16 protein-coding genes are annotated in these 19,517 nt (G+C 63.2%); 7 read left to right on the plus strand and 9 right to left on the minus strand.

Annotated features, from left to right (window positions below):
- Position 1: 1 nt before the first annotated feature.
- On the plus strand, positions 2-2,368 hold the full coding sequence (locus tag MRUB_RS11265) for an aldehyde dehydrogenase family protein (RefSeq protein ID WP_013014484.1): 2,367 nt from the start codon (positions 2-4) through the stop codon (positions 2,366-2,368).
- Here MRUB_RS11265 and MRUB_RS11270 read toward each other — a convergent pair.
- From MRUB_RS11270 to MRUB_RS11280, 3 genes are read right to left on the minus strand one after another with little or no spacing between them, the layout of a single operon-like run.
- Positions 2,365-3,465, minus strand: a complete 1,101-nt coding sequence (locus MRUB_RS11270; protein ID WP_013014485.1) for a BMP family lipoprotein — start codon at positions 3,463-3,465, stop codon at positions 2,365-2,367. The two genes, MRUB_RS11265 and MRUB_RS11270, sit on opposite strands and share 4 nt — an antisense overlap.
- A gap of 24 nt (positions 3,466-3,489) precedes the next feature.
- On the minus strand, positions 3,490-3,954 hold the full coding sequence (locus tag MRUB_RS11275) for a methylated-DNA--[protein]-cysteine S-methyltransferase (protein WP_013014486.1): 465 nt from the start codon (positions 3,952-3,954) through the stop codon (positions 3,490-3,492).
- A gap of 3 nt (positions 3,955-3,957) precedes the next feature.
- Positions 3,958-4,593: a TetR/AcrR family transcriptional regulator gene (locus MRUB_RS11280; protein WP_013014487.1), complete on the minus strand. Its 636-nt coding sequence runs from the start codon at positions 4,591-4,593 to the stop codon at positions 3,958-3,960.
- Positions 4,594-4,759: 166 nt separating this feature from the next.
- Here MRUB_RS11280 and MRUB_RS11285 point away from each other — a divergent pair, with 166 nt between their 5' ends.
- Positions 4,760-5,851, plus strand: coding sequence for a phospholipase D-like domain-containing protein (locus tag MRUB_RS11285; RefSeq protein ID WP_013014488.1), 1,092 nt, complete (start codon positions 4,760-4,762; stop codon positions 5,849-5,851).
- Positions 5,848-6,453, plus strand: coding sequence for a Maf family protein (locus tag MRUB_RS11290; protein WP_013014489.1), 606 nt, complete (start codon positions 5,848-5,850; stop codon positions 6,451-6,453). Before MRUB_RS11285 ends, MRUB_RS11290 begins: the two co-directional genes overlap by 4 nt.
- Positions 6,454-6,459: 6 nt before the next feature.
- Here the strand turns inward: MRUB_RS11290 and MRUB_RS11295 are convergent, their stop codons facing one another.
- The 5 genes from MRUB_RS11295 to MRUB_RS11310 form a co-directional block, all read right to left on the minus strand.
- Positions 6,460-9,066 carry a valine--tRNA ligase gene (locus MRUB_RS11295; RefSeq protein ID WP_013014490.1) on the minus strand — a complete coding sequence of 869 codons (2,607 nt, stop codon included), beginning with the start codon at positions 9,064-9,066 and terminating at the stop codon, positions 6,460-6,462.
- A complete protein-coding gene (locus MRUB_RS11300; RefSeq protein ID WP_013014491.1) occupies positions 9,053-9,865 on the minus strand; it encodes a hypothetical protein in 813 nt (270 codons plus the stop codon). Before MRUB_RS11300 ends, MRUB_RS11295 begins: the two co-directional genes overlap by 14 nt.
- A gap of 563 nt (positions 9,866-10,428) precedes the next feature.
- Positions 10,429-11,106, minus strand: a complete 678-nt coding sequence (locus MRUB_RS11305; protein ID WP_013014493.1) for a GGDEF domain-containing protein — start codon at positions 11,104-11,106, stop codon at positions 10,429-10,431.
- 11 nt (positions 11,107-11,117) lie between these two features.
- Positions 11,118-11,264, minus strand: a complete 147-nt coding sequence (locus tag MRUB_RS15945; RefSeq protein ID WP_013014494.1) for a hypothetical protein — start codon at positions 11,262-11,264, stop codon at positions 11,118-11,120.
- A 199-nt stretch (positions 11,265-11,463) separates the two neighbouring features.
- Positions 11,464-12,765, minus strand: coding sequence for a cryptochrome/photolyase family protein (locus tag MRUB_RS11310; protein ID WP_013014495.1), 1,302 nt, complete (start codon positions 12,763-12,765; stop codon positions 11,464-11,466).
- A gap of 156 nt (positions 12,766-12,921) precedes the next feature.
- On the opposite strand from MRUB_RS11310, the gene MRUB_RS11315 reads away from it, so the two are divergent.
- The 4 genes from MRUB_RS11315 to MRUB_RS11330 all read left to right on the plus strand — a co-directional run bounded on the left by MRUB_RS11315 (position 12,922) and on the right by MRUB_RS11330 (position 16,851).
- The gene (locus MRUB_RS11315) at positions 12,922-13,830 is read left to right on the plus strand and encodes an alpha/beta hydrolase family protein (protein WP_015586777.1); all 909 of its coding nucleotides are present in this window, start codon (positions 12,922-12,924) and stop codon (positions 13,828-13,830) included.
- A gap of 149 nt (positions 13,831-13,979) precedes the next feature.
- On the plus strand, positions 13,980-15,032 hold the full coding sequence (locus MRUB_RS11320) for an acyltransferase (RefSeq protein ID WP_013014497.1): 1,053 nt from the start codon (positions 13,980-13,982) through the stop codon (positions 15,030-15,032).
- A gap of 24 nt (positions 15,033-15,056) precedes the next feature.
- Entirely contained in the window at positions 15,057-16,049 is a 993-nt protein-coding gene (locus MRUB_RS11325) for a dipeptidase (RefSeq protein WP_013014498.1), read from the plus strand.
- 34 nt (positions 16,050-16,083) lie between these two features.
- On the plus strand, positions 16,084-16,851 hold the full coding sequence (locus MRUB_RS11330; protein WP_013014499.1) for a sulfite exporter TauE/SafE family protein: 768 nt from the start codon (positions 16,084-16,086) through the stop codon (positions 16,849-16,851).
- A gap of 104 nt (positions 16,852-16,955) precedes the next feature.
- On the opposite strand, the gene lon is transcribed toward MRUB_RS11330, so the two are convergent.
- On the minus strand, positions 16,956-19,403 hold the full coding sequence (gene lon / locus MRUB_RS11335; protein ID WP_013014500.1) for an endopeptidase La: 2,448 nt from the start codon (positions 19,401-19,403) through the stop codon (positions 16,956-16,958).
- Positions 19,404-19,517 lie beyond the last annotated feature (114 nt).

Genomic DNA, 19,517 nt, shown 5'->3' on the forward strand with positions numbered 1-19,517 from the left:
CATGACCCTTACCGAACTTATGGAAACCCTCCCCTACGGCCCCGCCCCCGAGGCGGCCCAACCCGCCCTGGACTGGATCAAAGCCCACAAGGGCCGTTTTCAGCTCTTTATTGGAGGCCGCTGGCGCAGCCCGGCCAGCCAGGAATGGTTCACCACCATTAACCCAGCCAACAACCAACCCCTGGCCGAGGTGGCCCAGGCCAGCGCCGCCGACGTGGACGAGGCGGTCAAGGCCGCCCGCAAGGCCTTTGCAAGCTGGCGCCAGACCAAGGGCCATGTGCGGGCCCGCTACCTGTACGCCCTGGCCCGCCAGATTCAAAAGCACGCCCGCCTGTTCGCTGTGCTGGAAACCCTGGACAACGGCAAACCCATCCGCGAGACCCGTGATATTGATATCCCCCTGGTGGCCCGCCACTTCTACTACCACGCCGGCTGGGCGCAGCTCATGGAAAGCGAGCTGGCGGGCTATGGGCCGCTGGGGGTGGTGGGGCAGATCATCCCCTGGAACTTTCCCCTGCTGATGCTGGCCTGGAAGATTGCCCCCGCGCTGGCTATGGGCAATACGGTGGTGCTCAAGCCCGCCGAGTTTACCCCCCTGACCGCGCTTCTGTTCGCTGAAATTTGCCAGCAGATCAGCCTGCCGCCGGGGGTGGTGAACATTATCACCGGCGATGGGAAGACCGGTGCAGCCCTGGTGGAGCACCCTGGGGTGGACAAAATCGCCTTCACCGGCTCAACCGAGGTGGGCCGCCTGATCCGAAAGGCCACCGCCGGCAGCGGCAAAAAGCTCTCCCTCGAGCTCGGGGGCAAGTCGCCTTTTGTGGTCTTCGAGGATGCCGATCTGGATAGCGCGGTGGAGGGCGTGGTGGACGCCATCTGGTTCAACCAGGGCCAGGTCTGCTGCGCGGGCTCGAGGCTCCTGGTACAGGAGGGCATCGCCGAAAAGATGTACGCCAAGCTCCGCGCCCGCATGGAAAAACTGCGGGTGGGTGACCCGCTGGACAAGGCGGTGGACATCGGGGCCATCATCGCACCGGTGCAGTTACAAAAAATCCAGCGACTGGTGCAAAAAGGCGTGGAGGAAGGGGCCAAACTCTGGCAGCCAAGCTGGGCTGTTCCTGCCGAAGGCTGCTTCTACCCTCCTACCCTCTTCACGGAGGTGGCCCCTTCTTCCACCATCGCCCAGGAGGAGATTTTCGGGCCCGTGCTGGCCGCCCTCACCTTCCGCACCCCCGAGGAGGCTGTCCGGCTGGCCAACAACACCCGCTACGGCCTGGCCGCCTCCATCTGGAGCGAGGACATCAACCTGGCCCTGGATGTGGCCACCCAGATCAAGGCCGGCACCATCTGGATCAACAGCACCAACCTCTTCGACGCCGCCAGCGGCTTCGGCGGCTACCGCGAGAGCGGCTTTGGGCGCGAGGGGGGCAAGGAAGGGCTGTGGGAGTACGTCAAAAAAACCGCGGAGAGTAAGGCCGCCAAAAGCCAGAAAGCCAGCCCCCCATCCAGGAAAACCGAGGCCGCGCGGACGGCGCCCGCCGTGCCCCCCATTGACCGCACCGCCAAACTCTTTATCGGCGGTAAGCAAGTGCGCCCCGACAGCGGCTATAGCAAGCCGGTGTACGACCCCGATGGGCACCTTATTGGTGAGGTGGGGCTGGGCAACCGCAAGGATATCCGCAACGCGGTGGAGGCCGCTCGAGGAGCCTTGGAGGGCTGGCGCAAAACCAGCGGCCACAACAAGGCCCAGATCCTGTACTTCCTGGCCGAGAACCTCTCCGAGCGGGCCGAGGAGTTCGCCCGTCGCATCGCACAGCAGACCGGGCAGGATGGCACCGCCGAGGTCGAGGCGGCCCTCGAGGCCCTCTTCACCGCCGCGGCCTGGGCCGATAAGTACGAGGGCGTGGTGCACAACACCCCCATCCGCAACGTAACCCTGGCCGTCCCGGAGCCCATCGGCGTGATGGGCATCCTCTGCCCCGACGACCGGCCCCTCCTGGCCCTGGCCCGGCTGGCCGCAACCGCCCTGGCCATGGGCAACACCCTGGTGGTGGTGCCCTCCCCCCTGGCCCCCCTCACGGCCACCGACTTCTACCAGGTGCTGGAGACCTCCGACATCCCGGCTGGAACCTTCAATATAGTCACCGGCGAGCGCGACGAACTGGCCCAGACCCTAGCCGAGCACGATGACGTGGACGCCCTCTGGTATGCCGGCCCCCAGGCCGGCTGGGCCCTGGTGGAAAAGGCCAGCGCCGGCAACATGAAGCGCACCTGGACGCTGCCCGCCAGCGGCCCCCTGCCCGACTTAGACGAAACACTCAGGCAGGCCACCCAGGTCAAGAACATCTGGGTGCCCTACGGGGCCTAGCGTCTGTCCGGCACTACAATCCGCCCGGCCACAATGGCCTGGCGGGTGGCGTTCACTTCCCGGCGCAGGCTTTCGGGCAAGAGCGCCTGGTTGTAGGCATCCAGCGCGTAGCCCAGGCCGTTTTCCCTGAGCCCCAGGCTGACCAGGCCACCCTGGAAGGCGTTGCGGGCCACCGACTCCACCGCGCGCTGGGCCGCCACATCCACCCGTTTGAGCATGCAGGTGAGGGCGTGGTTGAGGGTGGCGGGGTTGTTGTCGGTGTCGCCCAAAAAGTTCAGGTTGCCGTCGCCCCCGATGAAGAACATCGGTCGGGTATCCCCGGCGCACTCCCGGGTGTAGGCCTCGTATTTGGGCACGCTGGCAAAGGGGTTGCTGCGGAAGCGCAGGCCCCTGGGCAGCTCGCTGGCCTTGAGGCAGCGGGTCTGTTTGACGTAGTCGAACACCCCCAGCCCCGAGGCCCCAGCGGCGGCGTAGATGATGTCGGCCCCCTGGGACTTCTGTGCGGCGGCAATCTCTTTGGCCCTGGCCGGATCTGAGAAGGCCGCCGGGGTGTTGCCCACGTAGTTCACCAGCACCCGGCAGGTCGGGCAGGCCCGCCGAACCCCCTCGCGGTAGCCCACCTCGAACTTGTGAATCAGGGGGATGTCCATCCCCCCCACAAAACCCACCACCCCGGTCTGGCTAAGGCGGCCGGCAATATAGCCCACCAGGTAGGTGCCCTCGTTCTCGCGGAAAACGTAGGAGGCCACGTTGGGCGCTTCGGTCGCGGTGTCAATCAGGGCGAAGCGCTGTTCGCGAAACTCCCGGGCCGCCGCTGCAACCCCCGGTTCGGTGGCAAAACCCAGGCCGATGATCAGACTGAAGCCCTCGCTGGCAAAGCGCCGTATGGCCGAGGGAATCTGGGAGGGGTCGGCGGGCTCAAAGTCGAACATGCGTCCACCGAACTGCTGCACCGTGCGCAGGGCCGCGCCGTAGGCCACCCCGTTGAAGGTAGGATCGGTTTTGGCCCCTTCACTGAAGACCATCGCCACATTGCCCAGCGGCTGGGCCAGGGCCAGCCCCAGTGTCGCCAGCAAAAGGATGAGCAACTTTTTCATGGGGGGACAATAGCACAAAGCCCCTCAGGGCGACAACTGAGCCCCCTCCCATCGCAAAAGCCACTCCTTCACGCCCTCCCGCCCGGCAAAACCCCCCAGCCGCCCATCGGCATGAATCACGCGCTGGGCCGGAACCACCAGGAAGAACGGACAGGCCCGCATGGCGGCCCCCACCGCCCGGGGCGTGAGGCCGCACAGGCGCCCCATCTGGGCGTAGCTGCGGGTCTGGCCGGGGGGAATGCGCCGCACCTCCTCGTAAAGGGCTATTCGCCGGGCCTCGAGGCCGCTGTAGTCGAGGGGCACCTGCAAAAAGGTTTCACCCTTACCGGCAAAGTAGGCCTCCACCCGCCGGGCCAGGTCGTTGAGCAGGGCGTTGGGACGTTCGGGAAAGCCCTCCCCCAAGACCAGCAGCTCCACCGATAGCAACCCCTGGGGGCTGGCTTTGGCGTAGAGTGGACCCACCGGGGTGGGTATGAGCAGGCTGTGCATGGCCTAGCTCGAGGTGCGTGCAGCCTTGGCTGGCTTGGCGGCCTCCCTGGCCAGGGCGCCTTCCAGCATCAGGTCGAGGAACTTGTTCATCTCATCCTTAAGCTGCCGCCCCGGGGTATAAGCCGCCCAGCGCAACGCCGAGAGCAGGTACACATCGGCAATGGAGCGGGAGATGCGCTCGAGCGACATATCCTGCCGCAACCGACCCTGGGTTCTTAGCGGGTGCAGAATTTCGGCAATCAGGTCGCCCAGGGGCAGAGCTTCAAAAGCAGCCTTGGCACGCTGGGGATCGGGGTTCAGCAGCTCGTAAGCTAGAGGGGAGAGTAGCACGCGTTCACGCTCACTAACCTCGGCCAGGCGGTTCCATAAGCGGCGCAGCACCTCGAGGGGAGGCTCACCTTGAGCCAGCTCGGACAGGGCTTGTTCCCGTAGTTCGTTCAGTAGCTGGGCACCGAAGTCGAGTAGAACCGCCTCCTTATAGGAATAATAGTTGAAAAAAGTGCCCCTTGAAACGTGCGAAGCTTTAGCAATGTCGGTGGCTGTGGTCTGATGAAAGCCTTTCTCACGGAATAGGTTGATGGCAGTGCGGAAAATGCGGTCTCGGCGACGCTGTTTTTGCCTTTCCCGAAGGGTAAGCATGAAGAGATTGTACCCGAGTCCAATAAATTGCGCTAGTCGGCCTGGGCTGGGAATATCTCTTGTCAAGGCATATGGTCAAGTTTGGTGGATTGGTTACAAACAACCTTCCGTTGTACAGTAGACATCTGCTATGCGTCGTGGTTCCAGGTTCAATTCGCTTTGGGCTATGTGGGGCTTATTTCGTCCCAGAGGCCGCTACCGAGGCCGGCGCGGCGGCGATCGGCCGTGGCTCTTTCTGCTGCTCCTGGCCGTGGTGGGTTATCTGGTTTGGGAGGCCTACCTTCGCCCGATTCCATCGGTGTACAGATCGGCCGGTGGCCTCGAGCTGTATTTTGCCCCCGAGCAGGGCCCTACCGCCAAGAATCGCCTGGTGGGCCTGATCAACGCAGCCCAGAACCAGGTTGAGGTGGCCGCCCTCGAGCTCGAAGACCGCGAGATAGGGCAGGCCCTCATACGTGCAGCCGCCCGCGGGGTGCGGGTGCGAATGCTCAACGACTCCGACTACCGCCGCGAGACCCGCGAGAGCCTGGGCGTGCGCAGCAACAACCAGGCCCGCTGCGAAACCTTACAGCGCGTGCAGGTTTGCTACGACAGCCGCACCAGCGCCCTCATGCACCACAAGTTCGTGCTCATCGATAACCTGGGGGTCTGGACGGGTAGCACCAACCTGACCTGGAATGCCTTTGAGCGCAATAACGAAAACAGCCTGTGGCTACCGGTGCCGGGCCTGGTACAGACCTACCGGGCCGAGTTCGAAGCGCTGTTCGCTGGTCAGGAAAACGGCCTGGGCCGCTCCGAGCGCTTCCAGATTGGCAGTACCGAGGGTGTGGTCTACTTTAGCCCGGCCGGTGGACGCCGGGCTCGAGGCGCGATCCTCGAAGTGCTGGGGCGTGCCCGTCAGGAAATCTGGGTGGCTGCGTATGTGCTGACCGATACCCGCATCATCGAGGCGCTGGTGCAGGCCCATCGGCGTGGGGTGCGGGTTCGGGTGGTAATCGATACGCGCAACCTGGAGAACTCGCGGGACGAAACCCTGAAGCAGGCCGGGGTGGATGTGCGCAAAGACGGCAACCCCTACACCATGCACCACAAGGTGATGGTGGTGGACGGTGAGTGGGTGATTACGGGCAGCTACAATTTCACCAATTCCGGGTTCGGCCGCAACAACGAAAACCTGCTGATCCTGCGGGACAGCGCACTGGCCCAGCGCTACCAGCGCGAGGTGGAGAGCATCTGGCGTGCAGGTACCCGCCTATGAAGAACCTTCCTACCCTGATCCTGGCCTCACAAAGCCCGCGCAGGGCCGAGCTATTGCAGCGGCTGAACCTGCCTTTTGAGGCGCGTCCGGCTAACATAAACGAAGAAAGCCTCCGGCACCTCGAGCCCGCCCGCATGGCCCTGGAGCTGGCTACCCAGAAAGCCCAGGCCATCTGGCAGCCAGGGCAGTGGGTGCTGGCGGCCGATACCGTGGTCGCCCTGGGGGATGAAACCCTGGGCAAGCCCCGCGACCCCCAGGAGAACAGGCGATTCTTGCAGCGGCTCTCGGGGCGGCAGCACACGGTGTACACCGGCTTTGCCATTCTCAAACCGGACGGAGGCCTGCACCGTGAGGTGGCCCTGACACAGGTCGCCTTCCGCCCGCTACAGGCCTGGGAGATCGAGTGGTATATCCAAAGCGGCGAGGGGCTGGACAAAGCCGGGGGCTACGGCGCACAGGGGCTGGGCATGGTGCTGCTGGAGCGCATTGAGGGCGACTTCTACACCGTGATGGGCCTGCCCGTGAGCCGGGTCTGGCAGCGGTTATACGAGCTGGGCTACTTTGGCCTCGAGCCCCACCGGCCAGACCCCAAGGAGCTGTAAGCCCCCCTACCCCAGCCGGGCCAGGTTTTGTCGGATGCGCTCGAGCTGGGCCTGGTTCTCGGCTAGCCGCTCCCGCTCGGCCTGCACGATGGCCGGGTCGGCCCGCTCCACAAAACCCGGGTTGGCGAGTTTTTTCTGTCCCTGCTCAACCTGCTTCTCCAGCTCGAGCAGCCGCTTGCGCTGGCGCTCCAGGAAGCTCGATAGGTCACCTTCGGGCTTGAGGTAGACGGTGGTGCTGGGGGTCACCTGGGCAATGGCTTTTTCGGGGCTACCTATAGAGGCTTGGGCTTTGCTGAGGAAGCGGAACAGCGCCAGGTTCTCCATCACCAGCGCCGCCCCCGGCCCCTCCAGATGCACCGCGACTTCCTGCTGGGGCGGGATGCCCAGCTCGGCCCGCAGGTTGCGGGTGGCGGTGATGGCGGCCTGCAGGGTTTCGAAGGCTTTTTCCGCCTCGAGGTCGCGCGCACCAACCTGGGGCCAGTCCTGCAAGGCCAGCTGGGTGGTATCGCCGGTGAGGGCCTCGTACAGCTCCGAGGTGATGAAGGGCATGATGGGGTGCAGCAGCTTGAGCAGGGTCGCCAGGGTGGACTCCAGGGTGTGCAGGGTGGCCTGGTTGCCCTCGCGCAGTGCGGGCTTGGCGGCCTCCAAGTACCAGTCGCAAAACTCGCTCCAGACCAGCTCGTAGACCAGCCGGGCGGCCCGGCCCAGGTCGAAGGCCTCGTAGGCCTCGGTAATCTCGGCGATGCCCCGGTTCAGGCGCGAAACCATCCAGCGGTCGGCCAGGGTGGGGGTGGCCGGGGCGCTGGAGCGGCCCGCCTGCTTGTTCATCAGCACGAAGCGCGTGGCGTTGTAGAGCTTGTTGGCAAAGTTGCGCCCCTGCTCGTAGCGCCGCTCGTCGTGGCGGATGTCCTGCCCACCGGTAGCCAGGTAGTCCCAGGCGAAGCGGCAGGCGTCGGCCCCGTATTTGTCGATGAGCTCGAGGGGGTCAATGCCGTTGCCCTTGCTTTTGGACATCTTCTGTCCCTTGGCGTCCAGGTACAGCCCGTGCAGCACGATGGTGTGGAAAGGGGCCCGACCGGTGAACTGGTAGCCCGACATCTGCATACGGGCCACCCAGAAGAAGATGATGTCGTAGCCCGTCACCAGCACGTCGGTGGGGTAGTACTTCTTCAGGTCGGGGGTGGCATCGGGCCAGCCCAGGGTGGAAAAAGGCCACAGCGCCGAAGAGAACCAGGTGTCGAAAACGTCCTCGTCGCGCCGCAGCTTGAGGTGGGCGTAGCGGGGATCCTGGTCGCAGTCGAGGTCGGGGTTGTCCGGGTCGGGCACGTAGATGTTGCCCTCCTCGTCGTACCAGGCCGGTATCTGGTGGCCCCACCAGAGCTGCCGGGCGATGGCCCAGTCCTTGATGTTTTCCAGCCAGTCGCGGTTGACCTTCTCCCAGCGCTCGGGCACGAAGCGCATCTCGCCCTTATCCAGGCCTTCCAGCACCTTCTCGGCCACCGGCTTCATCCGCACGAACCACTGCTCGAGCAGGAGGGGCTCCACCGGGGCCTTGGTGCGGTCGGAGTAGCCCAGGGCGATGGTGTAGTCGCGGACTTCCCGCAGGTGCCCGGCTTCCTCCAGCGCCTGCACCACCCGCCGGCGGGCCTCGAAGCGCTCCAAACCCCGGAACGGCTCGGGCACCAGCTCGCCCGCAAGGCAGCCCTTCAGGTCAATCACGCTGGGCATCTCCAGGTGGTGCCGGCTGCCGATCTCGAAGTCGGTGGGGTCGTGGGCCGGGGTAATCTTCAGGGCCCCGGTGCCGAAGTCCATCAGCACCGCTTCATCGGCAATGATGGGAATGTACCGCTCGGTGAGGGGGATGCGGGCCTTCTGCCCAATTAAGTGCCGGTAGCGCTCGTCGGCGGGGTTTACCGCAACGGCCACATCGGCAAAGATGGTCTCCGGGCGCACGGTGGCAATCTGAATCTCACCGCCCCCTGCCAGGGGGTAGGCCAGGGTGTAGAGCTGGCCGGGGGTGGGCTCGACGTTGACCTCGAGGTCGCTCACCACCGTCTGGGCCACCGGATCCCAGTTCACGATGCGCTTGCCCCGGTAGGCCAGCCCCTGGTGGTAATACTCGATGAAGGCCCGCCGCACCGCGCGGGAGAGCCCTTCGTCCATGGTGAAGCGCTCGCGGCTCCAGTCACAAGAAGCCCCAATGCGCCGGAGCTGGTGCAAAATAGCCCCGCCGTTTTTCTCCTTGAAGGCCCAGACCCGTTCCAAAAACTTCTCCCGGCCCAGGTCGTGGCGGGATAGCCCCTCCTGGGCCAGCTCGCGCTCGACCAGCACCTGGGTGGTGATGCCGGCATGATCGGTGCCGGGTAGGTACAGGGCCTCGTAGCCCTGCATGCGCTTGAAGCGGATGATGGTATCGATGATGGTGTTGTCCAGCGCATGGCCCAGGTGCAGGTTGCCGGTCACGTTGGGCGGTGGGATCACGATGGTGAAAGGCCCCTTGCCCTTGTGGGCGTTGAGTTCGGGCTTGAGGGGGTTCTGGGCCCATTCCAGGGCCCAGCGGGGCTCCACTGCCTGGGGGTCGTAGGCTTTGGGTAGTTCCTTAGGTTCGGTCATGGTTGCTCCTTAGCGACAGGTAGTATTGTTTTTGCTCATCCTGGAAGCTGGCTTCCTCGTAGGCCACCCCAATCACTTGGGTGTTTTCATCGAAGGTGTGGCTCCAGAAACCCACGGTCAGGCGGTTGCCCTCGAGGCTTACCGGGCCCACCGCAATTTCCTCCCAATCCTGCTCTTCCTCCTCTTCTTCAAAGCTTTCATCGTCCTCCAGAAGGTCGAGGGGCTCGAGGTTGTCTTCGTCCAGGTCATCCGGGTCGTCCTCATCGAGCAGCTCGAGGTCTATTGCGCTAAGAGTGCAGACCTGGCCCACCAGGCTGCGGATGGGGTTGTTGGGCTGGCCGAAGCGGGTGCTGAACTCCGGGCGGAAAGGGGTGTAATCAATGCTGGCGACCAGCAGGTAGTCGCCCAGCTCCCATTTGCACGAAAGCAAGGGGGGTAGCGGCGCGTCCCGGTCGGGGTCGTAGTCGGGCGGGGGGGTGGCGATGGGGGTATTGAGCAACTCGATGATCATCTGCTTGCGGACTTTACCGCTGACCTCAATGGGCGCACGTCGGCCCAGCAAGTCTTTCATGTTCCAGTGCTTGAGGCGGGACTTCAGGGCGGCCAGGGCCTCCTCGAGGCTATCCACAATTCGCATGGGGTCGCCGCGCTGAAGAAAGTACCAGCCGGGGTACTCCTCCGACTCTGTGGCCGGTATTTCCTCCCCTAGCAGCTTGAGGGGCTGCGGCTCCCGGCTGAACCAGTAGAGACCGGGTTCATAATGGGGCTCGAGCTGCCATTCCCTGGGAATATCGTTCATAGCACCTCCCTAACGTCAATGGAAAAGAAGCGCGTGCGATCGGTTCGTCATGCACACCGCCCACCTTGATGCTGGCCTACAGCCTGTCCACTGCTCCCTCATGCTCTCGCCCTATAAACAAAAGCGCCCCTGCAGGCTTTGCTGCACGGACGAGGAAAACCCCGCGGTACCACCGCGCTTCCTGAAGCGCCAGCAGGGCCTCAGGCGCTCAAAATGTGCTGTAACGGGCACCCCCGGCAGGCTCTACTGGGCCAGTTGGCTGTTCTTCCTGCAGGCTCGCGGGCGACGTTCGGCTGGTGCGTTTCCAGGTGCCCTCTCAGCCGGTGGGGCACCCTTGCTGTGGGCGCGGCCAGCCTACTCTTCCCGGTCTACGCCACAACCCAGTATACATCAGCCACGCCCACAGGCTTTCTCAAAAGGCCTGGGCCAGCTCGAAAATCAGCCAGCCTAAAAAGAACAAGGCTGCAAGAACCGCTATAGCGTAGCGCAGCGTCGGTTCGGAGCGGCCAAGAAGGCTTCTGAAAAGCTCCGGGGCACGGCCGAACATGAGCATTCACCCCACTTCAGTAGTACATTCCGGGAAAGGTCTGGTTGCGGCCCGAGTTTTTAGCCTCGGCCTGGAAGTGTTTGGCTCGAGCCAGCACGGCCTGGGCGGTTGGCTCGCCATCGCGGCCCGCAAAGCCCAAACTGATGGTGACTTTAAGTTCAGGGTGAAGCTGGCTCCAGGGGTACTTGAACACCGCAACCCGCAGCCGCTCACAGACCCCCAGGGCCCGATCCCCGGTGATGCCACGCAGAATCAGGGCGAACGAATCGCCCCCGGTTCGTCCAGCAACATCCGAGGCCCGCAGGGTCTTCTGCACCAACTGCCCCACACGGCGCAAAACCTCATCGGCCAGGGCCTGGCCGAAGCGCTGCACAATGGTTTGGAATTCGTCCAGGTCGAAGGCGACCACGCTAAACGCTTCGCCGCTGGCGAAAGCGCGCTCGAGGGCCTGTTCAAAAGCCGCCTGGCCCGGCAGACCGGTCAGCGGGTCATCGGCTTCGCGACCATAGCCTTCCAGCCAGGGGCTGCGAATGTTCAGCAAGTTTCGGTTCCGCTCCTCGACCAGGCGCTGCGCCGACTCCAGGGCCTGTTTGAGCGAGTCGAGGTTACTGCTGGCCTGGGCTATCTGGCTGCGCATCTGCTCGAGCAGGTGCAGCAGTTTGAGGTCTTCTTCGCGCAGCTTTTCAGCGCTCATCTTGTTGCGGATTATATGCAGGCCAGGGCCCGAACCCTGCGTAATTTGACCATCAGAGGGCGCCGCACAGTCCACCGTTGGATGGATTGACTGCCCTTGAACTCCTTCAACACCTCCACCAGCTCGATCCCAAAGGTCTCGAGCTGGGCATCGCGCATAGCTTCAAATTAGCGACCATGCTTTGCCCTCAGAAACCGTAATACCCGCCAATACCTCGTAGGGAGCCTCCTTATGGTCGGTTCCGCTCTGGTCTAAAAATAGTAGCACGCTTCAGATTTTATCGAGTCTCAGCGCTCACACTATGCCCTGGAGCCCAACAAACCAGTCGGTGTTATATGCCGACCCTACCCCCACCGCCTAGCCCCTGGCGATCCCCTCCGCAGCCGCCAGGTACCGCCTGCGGGCCGCGTCCAGGTCAATGACCGGGGTTTTGTAGGGCTGGGCCCGGCCCCCCGACTCGGGCACCCAGCGCTTTAGCCACAATCCCTGGGGGTCGTGGGTCTCGGCCTGGGTGATCAGGTTGAAGACCCGGAAGTAGGGGGCGGCGTCCACCCCCAGCCCCCCCGCCCAGTGCCAGCCCTGCAGGTTGGAGGCGTTGTCGCCATCTAAGAGCAGGTTGCGGAAGGCCCGCTCGCATTTCTGCCAGGGCAGCAAGGCCAGCTTGACCGCAAACTGCGCCACCACCATCCGCCCCCGGTTAGACAGAAAGCCGGTGGCCTGTAGCTCACGCATGCAGGCATCCACCACCGGGATGCCGGTCTGGCCGTGCAGCCAGGCCTCAAACACTTCGCTATCGTGGTTCCAGGGCAGGCCTTCCCAGCGCGGGTCGAAGGCCTGGGTCATCATCTGCGGGCGGTGGTAGAGCAGGTCGCCGCTAAAGTCACGCCAGCACAGCTCGTTGACCCACTTGCGGGCCCCCTCACCCCCCACCTGCAGGGCTTTACGGGCGGCCAGCCGGGGCGAGAGAACCCCCAGGGTGAAGTAGTAGGAGAGCCTCGAGACCCCCTCCCCGGCCAGCCCGTCGCGGGTCTGGTGGTAGTGGGGCAGTTTGTCGCGTAAGAAGACCTCGAGCGCCTTCAGGGCCGCCGCCTCGCCCGCCGGTGGCAGGGGCACGTCCGAGGCTTCCTGGGGAATAGCGCCCGGGTCGTAATCGGGTGGCAGGCTAAAGGGCGGAAAGTGAGCGGGGGCCTCGAGCAGAACCGGCTCAGGGGCCGCCCACCAGCGCTTGGAATAGGGCGTAAAAACCGTGTAGCCCCCCCCGTCCGGCTTGACGATGGTTCCCGGCTCGTGGATGTACTGACCCGGCAGCCAGCGGAGGCGCCCCGGCAGGGCCTCGCCCACCTTCTGGTCACGAAACCGGGCATAGGGGGTCGAGTTCCGCACGGCAAACACCCGCTGGACGCCCAGCTCGGCTGCCACTCGGGGCAGAACCTCCCAGGGCAGGCCGCTGCGCACCAGCAGGAGGCCCCCCCGCGCCGCATAAGCCTCGCGCAGGGCCTGGGTGTTCTGATAGAACCAGGCCCGCCGCCGGGGCGTGGTGTTTTGCAGAATGTTGGGATCCAAAACCACCAACCCCACAGCCGGGCCGGTTCGCAGGGCCTCGGCCAGGGCGGGGTTGTCGTGCAAGCGAAGATCGGCGCGGTGCCAGACCAGGTTCACAGGCGCTATGATGCCGCGAAGCCGTGCCCGAAAGTATGCGTTGGCTCCAAATTTCACGGCCGGCCTCGCTTGCTTCTCAGCAAGCCTTGGCATACTGAAGAGATGCGCAATGGGGTACAAGCGTTATTTTTTGCTCTGGTGTCCCTTAATCTAGTTATGGGCAGCTTGGTATTGCTGCAAACGCGCTCCAGCAACAACTGGAAAATCCAGCAGCTTCCCGATAGAAGCATTGTGCGGCTGGCCGTGCAATTCAAAAGCGACGTGCCGTTGTTTGCCGAAATCTGCAAACCAAAGGGCCGGGGCCCTTTCCCCAGCCTCGTGCTGGTACACGGGGGTTTTGTCGGCCCCAACGAGAGCACCCAGGCGCTTTGCCGAACCTGGGCTCAGGCGGGCTACCTGGTGGCCCTGCCCCATCTACGCGGCCAGGGCCGGAGCCAGGGTCAAATTGAAGTCTGCGGAAAAGAAGGAAGCGATGTGCGGCAACTGGCCGATGGGCTGCCGCAGGTAGGGGGCACCGCTCAGCGGGCGTATGTGGGAATTTCCTTGGGGGCCTGCGTGGCCCTAAGCGCCGCCCGCAACGACCCACAGGCCAAGGGGGTGGCGTTCTTACTGGGTGCTACCGACTTTGCGGCCATGATGGAGCGCCTCGAGCGCTACGGTCGCACCGAGGCCTACAACCGCTGGCAGGAACTGATCGGCGCCTCGCCCCAAGCCTGCCCTGCATGCTACCGCCAGCGCAGCCCGCTCACCTGGGCCCACGAGGTCACCGCCCCGCTTTTGCTAATTGCTGCGGGAAACGACCCCATCGTCTCGCCGCTGCAATACTGCGCCCTGGCTAAGGCGCGCGAAACCAGCGGGCGAAGCGTGCGCCGGGTGGCGCTGACCAGGGAAGGCCAGTTGTGGACGGCCCCCCTCATCAAAGAACGTGCCTGCCTGGGCAGGTTTGCTGGCCTGGGTCAGCTCACCCAGGATCACCTGGTGCTCTACCCCGACCTGGAGCACACCACCACCCCAGCCATCTGGCAACTGGTCAACCAGGCCCTTGCGCACTGGTTAAAACCCTGAAGATTAAGATAATAATCATTCTATATGAGCAGTAGCGTTGCACTATATTCAGAACAAATAAACAAATCTCATCTTCGCTGAGGCCATCAAGCCAAATTTCATACTCAAATCGTGGGGTTCTTCTAATAGAGGCCCTCTATTTATAAAGCATGGGCTCGAGTCCCCCTGCTACCACTACCAACAACCCCCTACCCTGGGTGGACGTGTACCGGGGCATCGCCATTCTGGGCGTCCTGGTAGCCCACGTTGGTGGGCGATTTTTGCGCGAAGTACCCCCAGACTCTGAGCACTGGTGGCTCATCGCCACCACCAACCGGCTCCTGGCCTGGGTGGTTCCGGCTTTCCTGTTTCTTTCGACCATCCTGATCGGCAACAGCCTGCTACGCAACAACCAGCCGTATTCTTGGGCCCGGTTGCGGCCCGTGGTGGTTCCCTACCTGGTCTGGACGGGAATTTACCTTCTTTTCCGTTACTTCGAAGGCAATTTACCCCCACTCACGCTAGAGCGCATCGGCCTTTACCTGCTATGGGGCAAGAGCTATTTTCACCTCTACTACATGGTACTGGCCATTCAACTGGTGCTGCTGATGCCGCTGCTGCTTCCGGTGCTCCGTCGCAGGGTGCCAGCCTGGCTCGTTTTGCTTGTCAGTATCGGCCTAACCTTAGCTTTTTACTGGGCCAACCGCCTGTACTGGCAAGTGCCATTCCCTGGCAGCACCCTTATCTGGTACCTGCCCACCCTGGCGGTGGGGCTCACCCTGGTGAAGCAGATGCACGGGCTCGAGCAGATCGTGCGGCGTTATCGCGCCTGGGGGCTGGTGGTGCTGGGCCTTGGGATGAGCCTCTACCTGCCTCTGGCGTACGATGCCATACGCAACATCCCGGTCAACACCTTTCAATATCAAACTGGTTATTGGATCTACAGCAGCGCGGTATCCTTCGTGCTAATCTCGGTTGCCATCTGGCTTTCGCGCACCCCGCTCAGCGCAGCATTGCAGTTTCTGGGCCGCTATTCGTTGCACATCTACCTCCTCCATCCGCTGGTAATTCGGGTGCTCGAGCGCACCCCTCATTTCCCCGAAGCCTTGGGGGTTTCCCCGGCCTTCACCATCTATGTGGCACTCTCGCTGCTGATTCCCCTAGCGGTGGGAATCCTGGCCCGCTGGCTGCGGGCCTCCAGGTTTCTGTTTGGCCGGGCCTAGGGTTTTTGGCGTTAGTATGGTGGCGTGATCGTGGACGCCCACCTCGACCTCGCCCACAACGCAGTGGACCTGGGGCGCGACCTGACCCTGCCGCTTTCCACCCTGCGCCAGCGCGATACCCACAGCGACATCCCCGTCGTAACCCTACCGGCCCTGCGTGAAGGGAAGGTTGGGGTCTGCTTTGCCACCCTCTGGGTAGACCCCCGCCGCTACCTCGAGCCCCAAAGCGCCCATGCCCAGGCCCTCCGGCAGCTAGAGGTATACCTGCGCTGGGAAGAACAGGGTTGGGTGCGCATCCTGCGGAACCAGGCCGATTTAACCCGGCATCTGGCCTTGTGGCCCGAGGACGGAATCACAGCCCTGGTCATCCTGATTGAAGGCGCCGAGTGCATCCGCGAGCCCGGCGAGGTGGCTTTCTGGAAGGCCCAGGGGGTGCGGCTGATTGGCCCCGCCTGGAACCGCACCCGCTACTGCGGCGGCACCCGCGAACCCGGCGGTCTGAGCGCGCTGGGGGTGGAGCTGCTACAAGCCATGGACGAGCAGGGGCTGGCCCTGGACTTTTCCCATATGGACGAGCAGGCCTTCTGGCAGGCTGTGGAGGTCTTCCAGGGCCCGGTCTGCGCCACCCACAGCAACCCCCGGGCCTTGCTGGGGGGGGAGGGGCTCGAGTTCTCCAATCGCCACCTGAGCGATGCCATGATCCAGGCCATCGGCGCGCGCAACGGGGTTATCGGCACGGTGTTGTATAGCTTTTTCCTCGAGCACACCTGGAAGCGGGGCATGGAACGGGTGGAACTGGGTGTGGTAGGCAAGCATATGGCCCACACCGCCAGCCTGATCGGCTGGGACAAGGTGGGCCTCGGCTCCGACTTCGACGGCGGCTTCGGAATGAACGAAAACCCCCAGGGCCTCGACGCACCCGCCGACCTACAGAAAATTGCCCTGTGCGTTCCCGAATCCTTCCAGGCTGGGGTGCTTGGGGAAAACTGGCTGCGCTGGCTGCAAACGATATTTTGAATCTAAAATCTCATAGGCCGTGGTATAACAAGGCGTGAATCTTTCGAGTTTGTGGATCGGCTTGCTGGCAGGGGTGTTCGGGGGTCTGGTGGGGCTTGGGGGCGGCATTGTAGCGGTTCCGCTGATGTCGGCCTTTCTCAAGTTATCTCAACACAAAGCGGTCGCAACCAGCCTGGTGATGGTGGTCTTTACTGGCCTGGTGGGGGCCCTGACCTACGCCACCCACGGTACCGTGGACTGGTTGGCGGCCCTCCTGATCTTTCCCAGCGCTATGCTCACGGCCAACTGGGGGGCCCGCTTTGCCAATCGCTTGCCGGAGTGGAAGCTCAAGCGGGTTTTTGGCTGGTACCTGGTGGTGGTAGCCCTGAGCCTGATCCTCAAGCCCTATATTCCGCATGTGGAAGAGCCCCTGCAGGGCTGGCTGCGCATCATCCCGCTCATCTTTACCGGTGCTGTCGCTGGCTTTGCCTCGGGCTTGTTGGGGGTGGGCGGCGGTACCATTACGGTGCCGATCATGGTGCTGCTGGTGGGCCTCGAGCAGCACACCGCCCAGGGCACCTCGCTGCTGGCCATGATTCCATCAGCCCTGGTGGGGTCGTACACCCACTACCGCCACGGAAACCTGGCCCAGGAGTATGTGCCGGGGCTGGTGGTGGGCATTCTGGCAGGGGCCTCTGCTGGGGGTCTGATCGCCAATCAGCTCCCTGAGTTCTGGCTTAGGCTGACTTTCTCGGTGGTGCTCATCTGGACAGCCCTGCGCTACGTGGGGGCTAGGTCCAAAACCACCCCTGAGGCCGTCTAGCCCAGTTTGCTAGCGAGCCCCAAAGACCCACGCCCAGGGCTGGGTGGGCAGTCCCCCTTCAGGCAACGACCCACCCAGCCTGCAAGATGCAGCGGCTCTTTCGGCTAGGCCCGGGCCACGGGCTGTTCCTTGCTCCGCCGGCTTTTCTTCGCTGGTAGTGTGGCTTTTTGCTCGAGGGCCCCCAATCCTCCTACCAGCGCCCAGTTCAGCGCTTCGTCCAGCGACTCGGCAAAGTGAAAGCGCAGGTTTTGCCGCAGGTAGACAGGGATATCGGACAGGTCGGGCTGGTTTTGCTTGGGCAGAATTACCTCGCGGATTCCCGCCCGTCGGGCACCCAGAATTTTTTCCTTGACCCCCCCGATGGGCAGCACCCGTCCGGTGAGGGTAATCTCGCCGGTCATGGCTACATCGTTGCGGACAGGCACTTCAGCCAGGGCCGAGACCAAAGCCGCGGTAATGGCGATGCCCGCTGAGGGGCCTTCTTTGGGCACCGCCCCTGCCGGAACGTGAATGTGTACGTCCGAGTTGTCGAAACGCTCGAGGGGTATGCCAAAGCGGGCCGCATTCTTCTTGGCGTACGAAAGCGCCGCCCGGGCTGACTCCTTCATCACATCGCCGAGTTGGCCGGTCAGGATCAGGTTGCCCTTGCCCGGCATCACCGAGACCTCTATGAACATGATGTCACCCCCCACCGGGGTGTAGAACATCCCCGTAGCCACCCCAATCTGGGGCGTCCGGGCCTCGGATTCAGGCTGGAAGCGGGCCGGGCCCAGGTATTTTTCCAGATCGCCCTCGCCGATGCGCACCCGCTTCTTTCCACCTTCCAAAATGGCGCGGGCCGATTTGCGCAGCAAGGTGCCAATCTCGCGCTCGAGGTTGCGCACCCCGGCCTCCCGGGTGTAGTGGGTAATCAGGCGCATCAGGGCCGCCTCGGTGATGTGCACCTGGTTCTCCTTGAGCCCGTTCTCCACCATCTGCCGGGGCAGCAGGTACCGCTTGGCGATCTCGAGCTTCTCCTGCTCGATGTAGCTGGTAAACTCGATCAGCTCCATGCGGTCGAACAGGGGGCCTGGGATGTTCTCCGGGAAGTTGGCGGTGCAGATGAACAGCACCTCGCTCATGTCGAACGGAACCCCCAGGTAGTGGTCGGTGAACTCTTTGTTCTGCGCCGGGTCGAGCAGCTCGAGCAAGGCCGCCGCAGGGTCGCCCTGGTAGGAAACCCCCAGCTTGTCCACCTCGTCCAGCAGAATAACGGGGTTCTTGCTACCGGCCTGGCGCATGCCCTGGATAATGCGGCCCGGCATGGCCCCAATGTAGGTGCGGCGGTGGCCGCGAATGTCGGACTCGTCGCGGGCGCCCCCCAGCGAGATGCGGTGGTATTTACGGCCCAGGCTCTTGGCGATGGACTTGGCGATGGAGGTCTTGCCCACCCCCGGCGGCCCCACAAACAGCAGGATGGGGCCTTTGGAGACCTCTTCAGGGGGAATCTCACCTTTTTTCTGGCGCTCGAGCTTCAGCTTACGCACCGCCAGATACTCCAGCACCCGATCCTTGACCTTCTCCAGGCCGTAGTGATCTTCATCCAGGATCTTCTTGGCTTCCTGAAGGTCAATCTGGTCTTCCGTACGGGTATTCCAGGGCAGGTTGATAATCCAGTCCAGGTAGGTGCGCACCACGCTGGCTTCGGCGGAATCGGGGTGCATGCGAGCAAAGCGCGAAAGCTCCCGCTCCACCTCGGGCAAAACGCTTGGAGGCAGGTTCAGCGCAGCAATTTTCTGGCGAAACTCCTCTACCTCCATCTCGCCCTCTTCCCCGTGCAGCTCACGCTGGATGGCCTTCATCTGCTCGCGCAGGAAGAACTCCCGCTGATTCTTGTCAATTTCCTCTTTAACCTGCTGCTGAATACGCCGCTGGGTCTCCACTAGATCGAGCTCGGCATCCAGCAAAACAGCGATGCGCTTGAGGCGATCCACCACCGAAGGGGTCGCCAGAATCTGCTGCTTAACCTCCAGCTTGAAATCCAGGTGGAAGGCGATGTAGTCAGCCAGTTGTGAGGGGTCTTCCAGATTGAGCACAAACTGGGCCACCTCGGGCGATACATACTTGCCTTCCCGTAGCAGGGTCTCGAAGCGCTCCTTGACCTCGCGGAAAAGCGCAGTCACCTCAGTGGCCTTGTCTTCAACCTCTGGCAGCCGGGCCACACTGGCTTCCAGATACCCGCTGGCCGCGTGGTATTGCTGCACCTGCACTCGAGCAAAGGCCTGCACCAGCATCTGCACCGAACCATCGGCGTTTTTTCGCATTCTCAGGATGTTGCACGCCGTGCCCACATCGTAGAGGTCTGCGGGCCCTGGTTCCTCAATCTCCTTGTCCCGCTGGCTGACGATCAGGATAACCCGCTCCTGGGACAAGGCCGCTTCGATGGCCCGTATGGAGATGGGACGCCCCGCGTCGATGGGCATCACCATGCTGGGATAAATCACCGAGCCACGTACCGGACAGACCGGGAGCCTCTCGGGAAGATGCGTGTTGTTTTTTTCAGTTTTGTCCATAAGTAACTCCCTATCTATCGCAAGTGTACAGGCAGCGCAGGCTTTGCGTTGACGGGTGTATGAATTCGCACCCTGAGTCTATTATTATCAACTTTAATGATTATATCAATAGCA

The sequence above is a fragment of the Meiothermus ruber DSM 1279 genome (assembly GCF_000024425.1).
GTDB lineage: Bacteria > Deinococcota > Deinococci > Deinococcales > Thermaceae > Meiothermus > Meiothermus ruber.